This window comes from Streptomyces spororaveus (genome assembly GCF_016755875.1).
Classification (GTDB): Bacteria; Actinomycetota; Actinomycetes; order Streptomycetales; family Streptomycetaceae; genus Streptomyces; species Streptomyces spororaveus.
The window spans coordinates 1,754,808-1,769,239 of the sequence record NZ_BNED01000005.1 but is presented as its reverse complement, the minus strand read 5'-3'; the positions used below and the strand labels follow the sequence as shown (position 1 = coordinate 1,769,239).

The following is a 14,432-nucleotide window of genomic DNA, read 5'->3' as shown; positions in this document are numbered from 1 at the left end:
TCCGATCATGTAGCGGTATTCCATTCATACAACCGCTGCAAAAAGTCCGCATTTCGGAATGGGGCAGGACCCGGGCCGCTGTTCAGGACAGAACCCGGACCTGTACGCCGGACTCGAAGGCCAGCAGCCGCACCTTGCGGTCGAGACCGCCGCCGTAACCGGTCATCCCGCCCGACGCGCCGATCACCCGGTGGCAGGGCACGATGATGCCGACCGGGTTCTTCCCGTTCGCCAGGCCCACCGCGCGCGAGGCGTTGGGCTTGCCCAGCCGCCCCGCGAGCTCGCCGTAGGACCACGTCTCGCCGTACGGGATCCGCACGAGCTGGTCCCAGACGCTGCGCTGGAACTCCGTGCCCTCCAGGTGCAGCGGCAGGTCGAACGCGGTGAGCTCCCCTGCGAAGTACGCGCTCAGCTGGCGCGCCACCTCGGGGAAGGGCTCCTCGGTCACGGCCACTCGCTCCCCGAAGCACTCCTCGGCCGGCCGGTGGCGCTGCCCGGTCATGTAGAGGCCGCTGAGCACCCCGTCCGTGGCGACCAGGGTCAGCGGGCCGTAGGGGCTGTCGACGACGGTGTGCGTCCTGGCGCTGTTCGTGGTGGATCGCATCGCTGGTGCTCCTCAGACGGGCAGGTGGTTGATGGGGTGGGCGTCGGTGGCCCACAGGTACTGGACGGCGTACGCACGCCAGGGCCGCCAGGCGGCCGCCCGCGCGGTCAGCGCCGACGGGGTGGACGGCAGCCCGAGCCCCTGCGCCGCCCGCCGGACGCCCAGATCGGACGGCAGGAAGGCATCCGGGTCGCCGAGGGCCCGCATCGCGATCACCTCGGTGGTCCACGGACCGAAGCCGGGCAGCGCCGAGAGCTGCGCCCGCGCCGCCTCCCAGTCGCTGTCGAGGCCGAGCACCAGCGAGCCGTCGGCCAGCGCCGAGACCAGGGTGGTCAGTGTGGCGCGCCGGCTGCGCGGCAGGGCGAGCGCCTCCGGGTCCAGCCCGGCGAGGGCCTGCGGGGAGGGGAAGAGGTGGGTCAGCCCGCCGAGCGGGTCCTCGACCGGCTCCCCGTACGCGGTGACCAGCCGGGCCGCGTGCGTGCGCGCCGCCGCGGTGGACACCTGCTGGCCCAGCACCGCCCGTACGGCGAACTCCGGCGCGTCGACGGTACGCGGCACCCGGCGCCCGGGGGCCTTGTCCACGAGCGGGGCCAGCAGCTGATCGCGGCGCAGCTGTTCGTCGACCGCTTCCGGGTCGGCGTCCAGGTCGAGCATCCAGCGGCAGCGGCTGATGGCGATGGTGAGGTCGCGCAGGTCGGTCAGGGCGAGCCGGCAGCCGATGTGGTCGGGCTGCGGGGTCAGGGCGACGACCCCGGTGCCGTAGGGCAGACGCAGGGTCCGGCGGTAGGCGCCCTCGCGCCACTCCTCGACCCCGGGGACGGCGGTCGCGGCGAGGTGCCCGAAGAGGTTGTCCGGATTGAGCGGAGCCCGGAACGGCAGCCGCAGGCTGATCGTCCCCGGGATCCGGGGCGGGGCGTTCCTGCCGCGGCCGGCCTTGACGGCCCGCTCCCGCAGCTCGCTCGGGGACAGGGCGAAGACCTCGCGGACCGTGTCGTTGAAGGTCCGGATGGAGGAGAACCCGGCGGCGAAGGCCACGTCCCCCATGGGGAGCTCGGAGGTCTCGACGAGCAGCCGGGCGGTCTGGGCGCGCTGGGCCCGCGCCAGGGCGAGCGGACCGGCCCCGAGCTCGGCGTTCAGCTGGCGCTCGACCTGGCGGGTGGAGTAGCCCAGCCGGGTGGCCAGGCCCGGCACCCCTTCCCGGTCCACGACGCCGTCCTGGATCAGCCGCATCGCGCGCGCGACGGCGTCGGCCCGTGCGTTCCACTCGGGCGAACCGGGGCTCGTATCGGGCCGGCACCGCTTGCAGGCCCGGAACCCGGCCTGCTGGCAGGCGGCCGCGCTGGGCAGGAAGGTCATGTTCTCGACCTTCGGCGGCACCGCGGGGCAGCTGGGCCGGCAGTAGATCCGGGTGGTCAGGACGGCGGTGAAGAACCAGCCGTCGAAGCGGGCGTCCTTCGACTGCACGGCCCTTACGCAGCGCTCGGTGTCGGTGTGCATGGCTCTAGGATCCGGTGTCGCGGAACCGCCGGCTGGCGGTTTTCCGACATCAAGGTTACGCGGGGGCTCGGAGGGCCGGGCGGGGCGGGGCCGGGTCCGGCGGTGGGGCGGGGGCCGTCCGGGGTAGGCATGATTTATGGCCCCACGGCCGGATGGAAGAGTGCCCGGAGGTCCGGGCCAACACATCACGTTTTACACCCCGGACAACCCCCGCCCCACCACCGGCCCCGACCCCGCCCTCAGGCTCCGGCCCCACTCCCGACCCCGGCCCAGGACCCGCCGGGAGGGAACGGCAGAAGGCCCCGGATGCCAAGGGCATCCGGGGCCTTCTCCGGTACAGCTAGCGCAGCGTCGTGGCGCGGGCCTCGCGGCGGTTGTGCCGGAAGGTGTTGGCCTTCCGCGTCGTCGCGAAGAGCGGGATGGTCGCCGCCATCGCGATCTGCAGGGCACAGCCGGTCTGGAGCAGCAGCTGACCGCCCGGGGCGTCGAACGCCCAGGCCGCCAGCAGCCCCATCGCGCTGATGATCCAGCAGAGCATCGCCACCGCGAGAACGCCCCGCGGCTTGGGGTACTCGACCCGGCTCACCATCAGCCAGGCCACCCCGATGATCGCCAGCAGGGTCGGGACGAACGGCAGCTCCAGCAGCACGATCGAGACGACCGTCAGCGCGCCGAAGGGGCTCGGCATGCCCTGGAACATGCCGTCCTTCATCGTCACACAGCTGAATCTCGCGAGTCTGAGCACCACGGCGAGCAGCACCACGATCGCGGCCAGCGCCGACATCTTCTGGTGCGCGTCGACGGCGACCATGCCGTAGACGAGCACGAAGTAGGCCGGAGCGAGGCCGAAGCTGATCAGGTCGGACAGGTTGTCCAGCTCGGCACCCATCGGCGAGCTGCGCAGCTTGCGGGCCACGATGCCGTCGAAGAGGTCGAAGACCGCGGCGAGCAGCATCAGTATCACTGCCGTCGCGGCGCTGTTGCGCGCCATGCCCGACTCGCCACTGCCGGTGAGGTGCGGGATGAGGATTCCGGTGGTGGTGAAGTACACCGCCATGAATCCGCACGTCGCGTTACCGAGAGTGAGGGTGTCCGCTATCGACAGCCGCAGCGAGAGCGGCATGTCGTCCTCGGCGGACTCCTCCTCGGCAGGTTCCGGAACCCAGCCTGTGGCCGGAGTCTCAGGGTCAGTCACGGTCAATTCGTGTCACCCCCGCGGTGGTGGCCTGACCGACCTCGACCGCGACTTCGACGCCCTCGGGGAGGTAGATGTCGACGCGGGAGCCGAAGCGGATCAGACCGATGCGTTCGCCCTGCTCCACCTTGGTGCCGGCCGGCAGGTACGGGACGATGCGACGGGCGACGGCGCCGGCGATCTGCACCATCTCGATGTCACCGAGTTCGGTGTCGAAGTGCCAGACGACGCGCTCGTTGTTCTCGCTCTCCTTGTTGAACGCCGGGACGAATCCGCCGGGGATGTGCTCCACGGACGTCACCGTGCCCGCGAGGGGCGCACGGTTGACGTGGACGTTCAGCGGGCTCATGAAGATCGCGACCCGGGTCCGTCCGTCCTTCCACGGCATGATGCTCTGCACCACACCGTCGGCGGGGGAGATGACACGGCCCTGAGCGATCTCACGCTCGGGGTCGCGGAAGAACCACAGCATGCCCGCGGCGAGCGCGGTGGCGGGCACGGCCGCCGCGGCCCAGCGTCCGGACTTGCGGGCCCGGGTGAGGCTGAGCGCCGCGGTGGCGACGGTCGGCAGAAGCCACGGCGATGCTCCGCGCGCGAGGCGTACGCCAAGGAGGCTGTCGCGAGGTGCAGAGGTTTGGCTGTGGGGCATGGATGACCTTCGTAGCGGGTGATTGCCGCGCCGCAAACGGGGGGACGGGACGGCGGCTTTACTGGAATGCTATCGGTTGCGCGCAACAACTGGGCAAGCCAGAAGCCGAGTCGATGGCCGTCAGCCAGTCACTGCCAGTGATCCTTTCGCAACGAACCCATGGATGATTCGCTGCAAAAGGGACTTTCAGCCCTGAAGCCGGTACTCCTCGAGCAGGCGTCGCCCGATGATCATTTTCTGGATCTCGGCGGTACCTTCACCGATCAGCAGCATCGGGGCCTCCCGGTAGAGACGCTCGATCTCGTACTCCTTCGAGAACCCGTATCCACCGTGGATACGGAAGGCGTCCTCGACGACCTCCTTGCAGTACTCGGAGGCGAGGTACTTCGCCATCCCTGCTTCGAGGTCGTTTCGTTCCCCGGAGTCCTTTTTGCGTGCTGCATTGACCATCATCGCATGAGCGGCTTCGACCTTGGTAGCCATCTCGGCCAGCTTGAACTGAATCGCCTGGTGTTCCGCGATCGGCTTGCCGAAAGTGTGACGTTGCTGGGCATAGGAGACACCCAGTTCGAAAGCACGCTGAGCGACACCGCAGCCACGCGCCGCCACGTTGACGCGGCCGACCTCGACGCCGTCCATCATTTGGTAAAACCCTCGGCCCGTCTGACCGCCGAGTACCCGATTGGCCGGAATGCGCAGTCCGTCCATGATGAGCTCGGTCGTGTCGACGCCCTTGTAGCCCATCTTGTCGATCTTGCCGGGGATGGTCAGGCCGGGACGGACCTCACCGAAGCCGGGCTCCTTCTCGACGAGGAAGGTCGTCATCGACTTGTGGGGCGCGGTGCCCTCGGGGTGTCCTTCGTCACTCCGGACGAGAACGGCCACCAGGGTGGAGCTGCCACCGTTCGTCAGCCACATCTTCTGGCCGTTGAGGACGTACTCGTCGCCGTCCTTCACCGCCTTGGACGTGATGGCCGACACGTCGGAGCCCAGCGCCGGCTCGGACATCGAGAACGCGCCGCGCACCTCGCCCAGGGCCATGCGCGGGAGGAAGTAGTCCTTCTGCTCCTGCGTGCCGTGCTGCTTGAGCATGTACGCCACGATGAAGTGGGTGTTGATGATGCCCGAGACGGACATCCAGCCGCGGGCGATCTCCTCGACGCACAGGGCGTAGGTGAGGAGCGACTCACCCAGGCCGCCGTACTCCTCCGGGATCATCAGGCCGAAGAGGCCGAGCTCCTTGAGGCCGTCGACGATCTGCTGCGGGTACTCGTCGCGGTGTTCGAGCTCGGTCGCGACCGGGATGATCTCCTTGTCGACGAACTCCCGGACGGTCTTGAGGATCTCCCGCTGGACGTCGTTCAGCCCGGCGGTCTGGGCGAGTCGGGCCATGGCTACTTCCCCTGTTCCTTCAGCGTGGGGCGGCCGGGCTGCTCGCCGCCGCGCTCCTTGATGTACGTCTCGGTCGGGACCATCACCTTGCGCCGGAAGACGCAGACGAGGGTGCCGTCCTGCTTGTAGCCCTTGGTCTCCACGTAGACGATGCCGCGGTCGTTCTTCGACTTCGACGGGGTCTTGTCGAGGACCGTGGTCTCGCCGTAGATCGTGTCGCCGTGGAAGGTCGGCGCCACGTGCCGCAGGGACTCGATCTCCAGGTTGGCGATGGCCTTCCCGGAGACGTCCGGGACGGACATGCCGAGCAGCAGCGAGTAGATGTAGTTGCCCACGACGACGTTCTTGCCGAAGTCGGTCGTGTTCTCCGCGTAATTGCTGTCCATGTGGAGCGGGTGGTGATTCATGGTCAGCAGACAGAAGAGATGGTCGTCGTACTCGGTGACCGTCTTTCCGGGCCAGTGCTTGTAGACCGCCCCGACCTCGAATTCTTCGTACGTGCGTCCGAACTGCATGGCGGTCAGGCCTCCGGGATCTCGAACTTGGTGGTGCGCTCCATGCCGGCGGCACGGCCCTTGCCCGCGATGACCAGGGCCATCTTGCGGCTGGCCTCGTCGATCATCTCGTCGCCGAGCATCGCGGAGCCCTTCTTGCCGCCGGCCTCCGAGGTGCACCAGTCGTACGCGTCGAGGATCAGCTCGGCGTGGTCGTAGTCCTCCTGGGAGGGGGAGAAGACCTCGTTGGCCGCGTCGACCTGGCCCGGGTGCAGCACCCACTTGCCGTCGAAGCCCAGTGCGGCGGCCCGGCCGGCCACCTCGCGGTAGGCGTCCACGTCACGGATCTGGAGGAAGGGGCCGTCGATCGCCTGCAGGTTGTGCATGCGGGCCGCCATCAGGATCCGCATCAGGATGTAGTGGTAGGCGTCGGCCGGGTAGCCGGGCGGCTGCATGCCCACGACCAGGGACTTCATGTTGATCGAGGCCATGAAGTCGGCCGGGCCGAAGATGATGGTCTCCAGCCGGGGCGAGGCGGCGGCGATCTCGTCGACGTTCACCAGGCCCTTGGCGTTCTCGATCTGCGCCTCGATGCCGATCTTGCCGACCTCGAAGCCCATGGTCTTCTCGATCTGGGTCAGCAGCAGGTCCAGCGCCACGACCTGCTGGGCGTCCTGGACCTTCGGCAGCATGATGCAGTCGAGGTTCTGGCCGGCGCCCTCGACCACCGTGACGACGTCGCGGTAGGTCCAGTGCGTGGTCCAGTCGTTGACGCGCACGACGCGGGTCTTGCCGGTCCAGTCACCGTTGTTCAGCGCGTCCACGATGGTGTGGCGGGCGCCTTCCTTGGCGAGCGGCGCGCAGGCGTCCTCCAGGTCCAGGAAGACCTGGTCGGCCGGCAGGCCCTGGGCCTTCTCCAGGAACCGCGGGTTCGAGCCGGGCACCGCGAGGCAGGAGCGACGCGGGCGAAGACGGTTCACCGGGTGGACGGGCGTGGTCATGCGGGGACCTCCGTGCTTGCAACGAGTGCGTTGTCTGTGTCGAGGGGGGCGAGCTTGTTGGCCTTGCGGATCTCGTCGACGATACGGCCGATGATCTCCGTGATGCCGAAGTCCTTCGGCGTGAAGACGGCGGCGACACCCGCTGCCTTGAGCGTCACGGCGTCGGCGTTGGGAATGATGCCTCCGACGATGACGGGGATGTCACCCGCCCCCGCCAGTCGCAGCCGTTCCAGGACGTCCGGCACCAGGGCGCTGTGCGAGCCGGACAGGATGGACAGTCCCACGCAGTGCACGTCCTCGGCCAGCGCCGCGGAGGAGATCTCCTCCGGCGTCAGCCTGATGCCCTGGTAGACCACCTCGAAGCCGGCGTCGCGGGCCCGGACGGCGATCTGCTCGGCGCCGTTGGAGTGCCCGTCCAGGCCGGGCTTGCCGACCAGCAGGCGCAGCCGTCCCGAGCCGAGCTCGTCGGCCGTGCGGGAGACCTTCTCGCGGACCTCGTGCATCGGCGTGCCGGGCTCGGCGGTGACCGCCACCGGGGCCGAGGAGACCCCGGTGGGGGCGCGGAACTCGCCGAACACCTCGCGCAGGGCGCCGGCCCACTCGCCGGTGGTGACACCGGCGCGGGCGCACTCCAGCGTGGCCTCCATGAGGTTCTCGGTGCCCGCCGCGGCCTCCTTGAGGCGCTCCAGCGCCTGCCGGGTGGTGGGGAAGACGAACGGGTCGCCGTTCCCCTGGCGGTCCGAGGACTCCTGGCGCTCGGACCGCCAGCGGCCGATGCGCTCGACGGTGAAGGCCTCCGTCGCCGGGTCGACCGTCATGATGGCGCCGTCCAGGTCGGCCGTGAGCGGGTTCTCCTCGGTCTGCTGGAAGCAGTTGACACCGACGATCTTGTCCTCGCCGGCCTCGATCCGCGCCCGCCGCTCGGCGTGCGAGGAGACCAGCTCGCCCTTCAGGTACCCGGACTCGACGGCCGCCATGGCGCCGCCCATCTCCTGGATCCGGTCGATCTCGGCCAGGCAGTCGGCGACCAGGGAGTCGACTTTGGCCTCGATGACGTGGGACCCGGCGAAGATGTCCTCGTACTCCAGCAGGTCGCTCTCGTGCGCCAGCACCTGCTGGATGCGCAGCGACCACTGCTGGTCCCAGGGCCGGGGCAGGCCCAGCGCCTCGTTCCAGGCGGGCAGCTGCACGGCGCGGGCGCGGGCGTCCTTGGAGAGGGTGACCGCGAGCATCTCCAGCACGATGCGCTGGACGTTGTTCTCCGGCTGCGCCTCGGTCAGCCCCAGGGAGTTGACCTGGACGCCGTAACGGAAGCGGCGCTGCTTCGCGTTCTCGATGCCGTAGCGCTCCTTGGTGACCTTGTCCCAGATGCGGCCGAAGGCGCGCATCTTGCACATCTCCTCGATGAAGCGGACGCCCGCGTTCACGAAGAAGGAGATCCGGGCGACGACCTCGCCGAAGCGCTCCTCGGGCACCTGGCCCGAGTCGCGCACCGAGTCGAGGACCGCGATCGCCGTGGACATCGCGTACGAGATCTCCTGGACCGGGGTGGCCCCGGCCTCCTGGAGGTGGTACGAGCAGATGTTGATCGGGTTCCACTTGGGGATGTGGTTGACCGTGTACGCGATCATGTCCGTCGTCAGCCGCAGGGACGGCCCCGGCGGGAAGACGTGCGTCCCGCGCGAGAGGTACTCCTTGACGATGTCGTTCTGGGTGGTGCCCTGGAGCTGGGCGATGTCCGCGCCCTGCTCCTCGGCGGCCACCTGGTAGAGCGCCAGCAGCCACATGGCCGTGGCGTTGATCGTCATCGAGGTGTTCATCTGTTCCAGGGGGATGTCCTGGAACAGCCGCCGCATGTCGCCCAGATGGGAGACCGGGACCCCGACCCGGCCGACCTCGCCGCGGGCGAGGATGTGGTCGGGGTCGTATCCGGTCTGGGTCGGCAGGTCGAAGGCGACCGACAGACCCGTCTGGCCCTTGGCGAGGTTGCGGCGGTACAGCTCGTTGGACGCCTCGGCCGTGGAGTGGCCGGCGTACGTCCGCATGAGCCACGGACGGTCCTTCTGGCGCTCTGTCATCTCAGGCTGTCCCTTAGGCCTTTGAACGGTCTCAGACGTTACGGAAGCGGTTGATCGCGTCGAGGTGCGTCGCGCGCAGCTCGTGGTCGCGGACGCCCAGGCCCTCCTCGGGGGCCAGCGCGAGGACGCCGACCTTGCCCTGGTGGAGGTTGCGGTGGACGTCGTAGGCGGCCTGCCCGGTGTCCTCCAGGGAGTAGACCTTCGACAGGGTGGGGTGGATCTTGCCCTTGGCGATCAGGCGGTTGGCCTCCCACGCCTCGCGGTAGTTCGCGAAGTGGGAGCCGACGATCTTCTTGAGGGACATCCACAGGTAGCGGTTGTCGTACTGGTGCATGTAGCCGGAGGTCGAGGCGCAGGTGGTGATGGTGCCGCCCTTGCGGGTGACGTAGACGCTCGCGCCGAAGGTCTCGCGGCCCGGGTGCTCGAAGACGATGTCGATGTCCTCGCCGCCGGTCAGCTCGCGGATCTTCGAGCCGAAGCGCTTCCACTCGCGCGGGTCCTGGGTGTGCTCGTCCTTCCAGAACTTGTAACCCTCGGCGTTGCGGTCGATGACCGCCGTGGCGCCCATGGCCCGGCAGATGTCGGCCTTCTCGGGGGAGGAGACGACACAGATCGGGTTGGCGCCGCCGGCCAGGGCGAACTGGGTGGCGTAGCTGCCGAGGCCGCCGCTGGCGCCCCAGATCAGGACGTTGTCGCCCTGCTTCATGGCGGCGCCGTTGCGGGAGACCAGCTGGCGGTAGGCGGTGGAGTTGACCAGGCCGGGGGAGGCGGCCTCCTCCCAGCTGAGGTGGTCGGGCTTGGGCATCAGCTGGTTCGACTTGACGAGCGCGATCTCCGCCAGGCCGCCGAAGTTGGTCTCGAAGCCCCAGATGCGCTGCTCGGGGTCGAGCATCGTGTCGTTGTGGCCGTCCGAGGACTCCAGCTCGACGGAGAGGCAGTGCGCGACGACCTCGTCGCCCGGGTTCCAGGCGTTGACGCCGGGGCCGGTGCGCAGGACGACGCCCGCGAGGTCGGAGCCGATGACGTGGTACGGGAGGTCGTGGCGCTTGGTGAGCTCCGACAGGCGCCCGTAGCGCTCCAGGAAGCTGAAGGTGGACACCGGCTCGAAGATCGAGGTCCACACGGAGTTGTAGTTGACCGAGGAGGCCATGACGGCGACCAGGGCCTCGCCCGGGCCCAGCTCCGGCACCGGGACGTTGTCCAGGTGAAGGGACTTGCGCGGGTCCTTCTCGCGTGTCGTCAGCCCCGCGAACATCTCCGCCTCGTCCTTGTGCACGGTGATCGCGCGGTACGAGTCGGGCAGCGGCAGGGCCGCGAAGTCTGCGGCGGTGGCGGACTGCGACTGAATCGCGTCCAGGATGTCCTTCACGGTGAGCCTCCGGCTAGCGCTGATGAGGGTGCGCTGAGGTATACGGGTGCGTGGAGCGTCGAGCGGGGTGCGGTGTGCCGTCGGTCCGGCTGTGCTGTGGTGCTGGGCGACGCCCGTGGTGAGGCGTGCGGTGCCTGGTGACGCAGGCAATCCGGGGCGCGTTCCCCGCCGTGTGGGCGGGGGTCGCGGGGACATCCGGACGTCTTCAACGTATGGCACCCCGTGTCACCCGGCAAGGCACCGCGTGCCAAAACTTTCTCTCATTTGCCGATTGACCTGCACCGATGAGCGATGATCGATCAGAGTTACCCGCGAGTAGGGGCAAGCCGGACATACGAAAACGGCCGCCCCCGGATCGGGAGCGGCCGCTGTGACCAGGGGCACTCCCGGCGGCTGCCGGGAGTGCGACTCGGTGTGACTGCTACTTGGCGCGCAGTGCCTCTTCGATGGTCCGCATGACCTCGTCCAGCGGGGCGTCGGTGCGGGCCACCGCCACCAGCACCTCGCCCTCCGTGCGGACGGCCGCCGGAGCCGCCGGCGCCGAGCCCGGCGTACGGCCCGCCCCGATGCCCGAACCGAAGGTCTTCCGGACGATCGAGAAGGCGTGGTCCAGCTGCGCCTCCACGTCCCCCTGGCCCCCCGCGCGCAGCCAGCGCCGCAGCACGTGGTTGTGGGCCGTGACCACCGCCGAGGCGGCCACCTCGGCCAGCAGCGGGTCGTCGTTGCCGGCGTGGTGGTCCTGCTCGTCGAAGTGGGCCAGCAGGTACCGGGTGAACAGCCGCTCGTACCGGGCCACCGAGGCGATCTCCCGCTCCCGCAGCGCCGGTACCTCACGGGTCAGCCGGTAGCGCTCCACCGACACCGCGGGCGAGGCGGCGTACATCTTCATGACTTCCTTGATCCCGCGGCACACCGTGTCGAGCGGGTGCTCGTGCGCCGGGGCCACGTCCAGCACGGCCTCGGCGCGGGTCAGGGTGTCGTCGTGGTCCGGGAAGATCGCCTCTTCCTTGGACCGGAAGTGCCGGAAGAAGGTCCGCCGCGCCACCCCGGCGGTCGCGGCGATCTCGTCGACCGTCGTCGCCTCGTACCCCTTGGTCGCGAAGAGCTCCATGGCCGCGGCGGCGAGCTCGCGGCGCATCTTGAGCCGCTGAGCGGCCGCCTTGGTGCCGGCCGGGCTGTCCGGGGTCTCGGAGGCCGTGGCGGCGCGGGGCGAGGTCTTGGCGGGCTGGGACATAGAGCGAAAGTACTTCATTCGTGCAGGGGAGCGCGCCTGCGGGGGGTGGGAGAGGGGTGGATGCGGGGGAGAGCCCGCACTGGGCTCGTGAGGGTTGGCCCGCCGTGAGGGTCCGGCGGGCCCGAGCAGCCCTCCCCACGCATCCGGCTCGTGGCCCGACGGATTACCGGCGGGCGGCGTACTCACGGAATCCGCGGCCGGTCTTCCGGCCCAGGCAGCCCGCCGCCACCAGGTGCTCCAGCAGCGGGGACGGAGCCAGGCCCGGGTCGCGGAACTCCTTGTGCAGGACCTTCTCGATGGCCAGCGAGACATCCAGGCCGACCACGTCGAGGAGCTCGAACGGGCCCATCGGGTAGCCGCCGCCCAGCTTCATCGCCGCGTCGATCTGGTCGATGTCGGCGTAGTGCTGCTCGACCATCTTGATCGCGTTGTTGAGGTACGGGAACAGCAGGGCGTTCACGATGAAACCGGCCCGGTCACCGCAGTCCACCGGGTGCTTGCGCACCTTGAGGCAGATCTCGCGGACCGTGGCGTGCACGTCGTCGGCCGTCAGGACGGTCCGGACCACCTCGACCAGCTTCATCGCCGGGGCGGGGTTGAAGAAGTGCATGCCGATCACGTCCTGCGGACGCGAGGTCACACGGGCGATCGCGATCACCGGCAGCGAGGAGGTCGTGGTGGCCAGCACCGCGCCCGGCTTGCAGACCTTGTCCAGCGTCGAGAACAGCTCCTGCTTGACCGCCAGGTCCTCGGCGACGGCCTCCACGGCCAGGTCCACCTCGGAGAAGGCGTCCAGCGATCCGGCCGGGGTGATCCGGTCCAGGGTCTGGGCCGCGCCCTCCTCGGTCAGGCGGCCCTTGGACACCGCACGGCCCAAGGACTTCCCGATCGCGGCCTTGGCGGCCTCGGCCTTCTCCTGGCTGCGGGCGGCGAGCACCACGCTGTAGCCGGCCTGCGCGAAGACCTGGGCGATCCCGCTCGCCATGGTCCCCGAGCCGGCCACGCCGACCGAGCCGACGGGACGGCCGCCGCCGACCAGGGACCCGTCGAGCGGGGTCTGCAGGTCGCGGACGATCACCGAGCTGCCCGGAGCCTCGTACGTGTAGAAGCCGCGGCCGGACTTCTGGCCGGTCAGGCCGGCCTCGGCCAGCTGCCCCAGGATCGGGGCCGGGGCGTGCAGCCGGTCGCCGGAGGAGGCGTACATGGCCTCCAGCACGGTCCGGGCGGTGTCCACGCCGATCAGGTCGAGCAGCGCGAGCGGGCCCATCGGCAGCCCGCAGCCGAGCCGCATCGCCGCGTCGATGTCCTCGCGGGAGGCATACCGCGCCTCGTACATGGCAGCGGCCTGGTTGAGGTAGCCGAAGAGCAGGCCGTCGGCGACGAAGCCGGGCCGGTCGCCGACCGGGACGGGCTCCTTGCCGAGGTCGCGCGCCAGCTCGGTGACCGCCTCGACGGCCGGCGGGGCGGTCAGGACGCAGGAGACGATCTCGACCAGCTTCATCGTCGGGGCCGGGTTGAAGAAGTGCAGGCCCAGCACGCGCTCGGGGCGCAGCGACTCGGCGGCCATGCGCGTCACCGACAGGGCGTTGGTGCCGGTGGCCAGGATGGTGTCGGGCCGCACGATCGCGTCGAGCTCACGGAAGACCTGCTGCTTGATCTCGTACGACTCGGGCACGACCTCGATGACCAGGTCGGCCTCGGCGGCGGCGCCCAGGTCGGTGAAGGTGCGGAAGCGGGCGAGCACGTCGGCCCGCTCCTGCTCGGTGAGCCGCTCCCGGGCGACGGAGCGCGCGGTGGCCGCGGCGAGGGAGGTCGCGGCCCGGTGGGCGGCGGCCTCGCTGATGTCGATGCCGATGACCTCGCGACCGGACCGGGCGAGGACCTCGGCGATGCCGGTGCCCATCGTGCCGAGGCCGACGACGGCGATGGTCTGGAGGGTGGGCTGACTGGACTGACGGTCCATCGAGGGACTCCAGTGGAAGAGGGTGACGACTGAGGGGCGCGCGGCGCACAGCGCGCGCGGATGCCGTACGGAAGAGCCGTGCGGTGAAGGACCCGGGGTGAGGGGGTCCGAGGAGCGGAGCCCTCGGGGAGCGGGTCCCCGGGGCGGAAACGGCGGAACCCTGTCCCGGGGTCACACCGTGGAGAAAACGAACCGACCGGCACGAGGCGGCTGCGTCACCAGGCCGCCCTCGTACGTGTTGAAACGACAGTAACCCGCCGGTAACTGGTCCGCCAGAGCGCGGAGATGTGACCTGTACCGCCCAAATGTACCGATCATCGATCATCGATCAACCGGCTGTCTCCGATGTCCCGAAACCCGGCACGGCGACCGCTGTGTCCCCCTAGGGTGGCCGGGTGAACGACGTGCTGGAGCGCCTGCGCGCGGAGGCGGGACCCTCACCCGAGTACGAGGTGCTGCTCACCGCCGCCCCCGACGGCCTCGCGGCCTCCCTGACCTCGGCCGGGCTGCCGCTGTGGGCCCGCGAACTGGCCGCCTACCGGCTGGGACTCGCGGGGGACCGCCGCGCCTTCGAATCCCTCGTCCTGCTCCTCAACCACCGGGACCCGGCCCGCTGCGCGGCCGCCGCCGAGGCGCTGGCCGTCCTGGACGACCCGCGCACCGCCCGCGCGGCGGCGGCCCTGGCCACCAACAGCCTGCGCACGGCCTACGCCATGCAGCCCGTACGGCTGCTCACCGCCCTGCGCGCCCCCGAGTCCGTACCGGCCCTGATGGCCACCCTGTCGCGGCTGCTGTCCCCGCACGACCCGTACTGGCGGGTGGCCCTGGCCTGCGTCGAGGGGCTCGGCGCCCTCGCCGACCCCCGCGCCCGCGAGCTGCTCACCCGCGCCCAGTCCCACCCCCGGCTGGCGGTGGCGGCGACGGCCGCGCTGCGCGGGCTCCCGGCCTAGGGGGAG

Annotated in this window: 12 protein-coding genes; 1 reads left to right on the top strand and 11 read right to left on the bottom strand. The window is 70.0% G+C overall.

What is annotated here, in order from left to right; genetic code table 11:
- Positions 1–82 precede the first annotated feature (82 nt).
- The 11 genes from Sspor_RS10760 to Sspor_RS10710 all read right to left on the bottom strand — a co-directional run bounded on the left by Sspor_RS10760 (position 83) and on the right by Sspor_RS10710 (position 13,476).
- Positions 83–604 (bottom strand): methylated-DNA--[protein]-cysteine S-methyltransferase, encoded by a 522-nt coding sequence (locus Sspor_RS10760; protein WP_202198852.1) that lies wholly within the window; start codon positions 602–604, stop codon positions 83–85.
- 12 nt (positions 605–616) lie between these two features.
- The gene (locus Sspor_RS10755) at positions 617–2,101 is read right to left on the bottom strand and encodes an AlkA N-terminal domain-containing protein (RefSeq protein ID WP_202198851.1); all 1,485 of its coding nucleotides are present in this window, start codon (positions 2,099–2,101) and stop codon (positions 617–619) included.
- A 340-nt stretch (positions 2,102–2,441) separates the two neighbouring features.
- Positions 2,442–3,302, bottom strand: a complete 861-nt coding sequence (gene pssA, locus Sspor_RS10750; protein ID WP_202198850.1) for a CDP-diacylglycerol--serine O-phosphatidyltransferase — start codon at positions 3,300–3,302, stop codon at positions 2,442–2,444.
- Entirely contained in the window at positions 3,289–3,945 is a 657-nt protein-coding gene (locus tag Sspor_RS10745; RefSeq protein ID WP_030010161.1) for a phosphatidylserine decarboxylase, read from the bottom strand. Before Sspor_RS10745 ends, pssA begins: the two co-directional genes overlap by 14 nt.
- Positions 3,946–4,131: 186 nt before the next feature.
- Positions 4,132–5,337 (bottom strand): acyl-CoA dehydrogenase family protein, encoded by a 1,206-nt coding sequence (locus tag Sspor_RS10740; RefSeq protein WP_202198849.1) that lies wholly within the window; start codon positions 5,335–5,337, stop codon positions 4,132–4,134.
- A 2-nt stretch (positions 5,338–5,339) separates the two neighbouring features.
- Positions 5,340–5,852, bottom strand: coding sequence for a MaoC family dehydratase (locus Sspor_RS10735; RefSeq protein WP_030010163.1), 513 nt, complete (start codon positions 5,850–5,852; stop codon positions 5,340–5,342).
- 5 nt (positions 5,853–5,857) lie between these two features.
- A complete protein-coding gene (locus Sspor_RS10730) occupies positions 5,858–6,832 on the bottom strand; it encodes an HpcH/HpaI aldolase/citrate lyase family protein (protein ID WP_030010164.1) in 975 nt (324 codons plus the stop codon).
- Entirely contained in the window at positions 6,829–8,910 is a 2,082-nt protein-coding gene (locus tag Sspor_RS10725; RefSeq protein WP_202198848.1) for an ethylmalonyl-CoA mutase, read from the bottom strand. The genes Sspor_RS10730 and Sspor_RS10725 overlap by 4 nt, the downstream gene beginning before the upstream one ends.
- Before the next feature lie 31 nt (positions 8,911–8,941).
- Positions 8,942–10,279, bottom strand: a complete 1,338-nt coding sequence (ccrA, locus tag Sspor_RS10720) for a crotonyl-CoA carboxylase/reductase (protein ID WP_202198847.1) — start codon at positions 10,277–10,279, stop codon at positions 8,942–8,944.
- A gap of 421 nt (positions 10,280–10,700) precedes the next feature.
- Positions 10,701–11,513, bottom strand: a complete 813-nt coding sequence (locus Sspor_RS10715; protein ID WP_202198846.1) for a TetR family transcriptional regulator — start codon at positions 11,511–11,513, stop codon at positions 10,701–10,703.
- 163 nt (positions 11,514–11,676) lie between these two features.
- Complete coding sequence (locus tag Sspor_RS10710) at positions 11,677–13,476, bottom strand: 3-hydroxyacyl-CoA dehydrogenase family protein (RefSeq protein WP_202198845.1); 1,800 nt, start codon at positions 13,474–13,476, stop codon at positions 11,677–11,679.
- Positions 13,477–13,871: 395 nt separating this feature from the next.
- Here Sspor_RS10710 and Sspor_RS10705 point away from each other — a divergent pair, with 395 nt between their 5' ends.
- Positions 13,872–14,426 carry a HEAT repeat domain-containing protein gene (locus Sspor_RS10705; RefSeq protein WP_202198844.1) on the top strand — a complete coding sequence of 185 codons (555 nt, stop codon included), beginning with the start codon at positions 13,872–13,874 and terminating at the stop codon, positions 14,424–14,426.
- Positions 14,427–14,432: the final 6 nt, after the last annotated feature.

Coding starts and splice junctions, on each gene's coding strand:
- Sspor_RS10760 (WP_202198852.1), bottom strand. CDS start 604: ATGCGATCCACCACGAACAGCGCCAGGACGCACACCGTCGTCGACAGC.
- Sspor_RS10755 (WP_202198851.1), bottom strand. CDS start 2,101: ATGCACACCGACACCGAGCGCTGCGTAAGGGCCGTGCAGTCGAAGGAC.
- Sspor_RS10745 (WP_030010161.1), bottom strand. CDS start 3,945: ATGCCCCACAGCCAAACCTCTGCACCTCGCGACAGCCTCCTTGGCGTA.
- Sspor_RS10740 (WP_202198849.1), bottom strand. CDS start 5,337: ATGGCCCGACTCGCCCAGACCGCCGGGCTGAACGACGTCCAGCGGGAG.
- Sspor_RS10735 (WP_030010163.1), bottom strand. CDS start 5,852: ATGCAGTTCGGACGCACGTACGAAGAATTCGAGGTCGGGGCGGTCTAC.
- Sspor_RS10730 (WP_030010164.1), bottom strand. CDS start 6,832: ATGACCACGCCCGTCCACCCGGTGAACCGTCTTCGCCCGCGTCGCTCC.
- Sspor_RS10725 (WP_202198848.1), bottom strand. CDS start 8,910: ATGACAGAGCGCCAGAAGGACCGTCCGTGGCTCATGCGGACGTACGCC.
- Sspor_RS10715 (WP_202198846.1), bottom strand. CDS start 11,513: ATGTCCCAGCCCGCCAAGACCTCGCCCCGCGCCGCCACGGCCTCCGAG.
- Sspor_RS10710 (WP_202198845.1), bottom strand. CDS start 13,476: ATGGACCGTCAGTCCAGTCAGCCCACCCTCCAGACCATCGCCGTCGTC.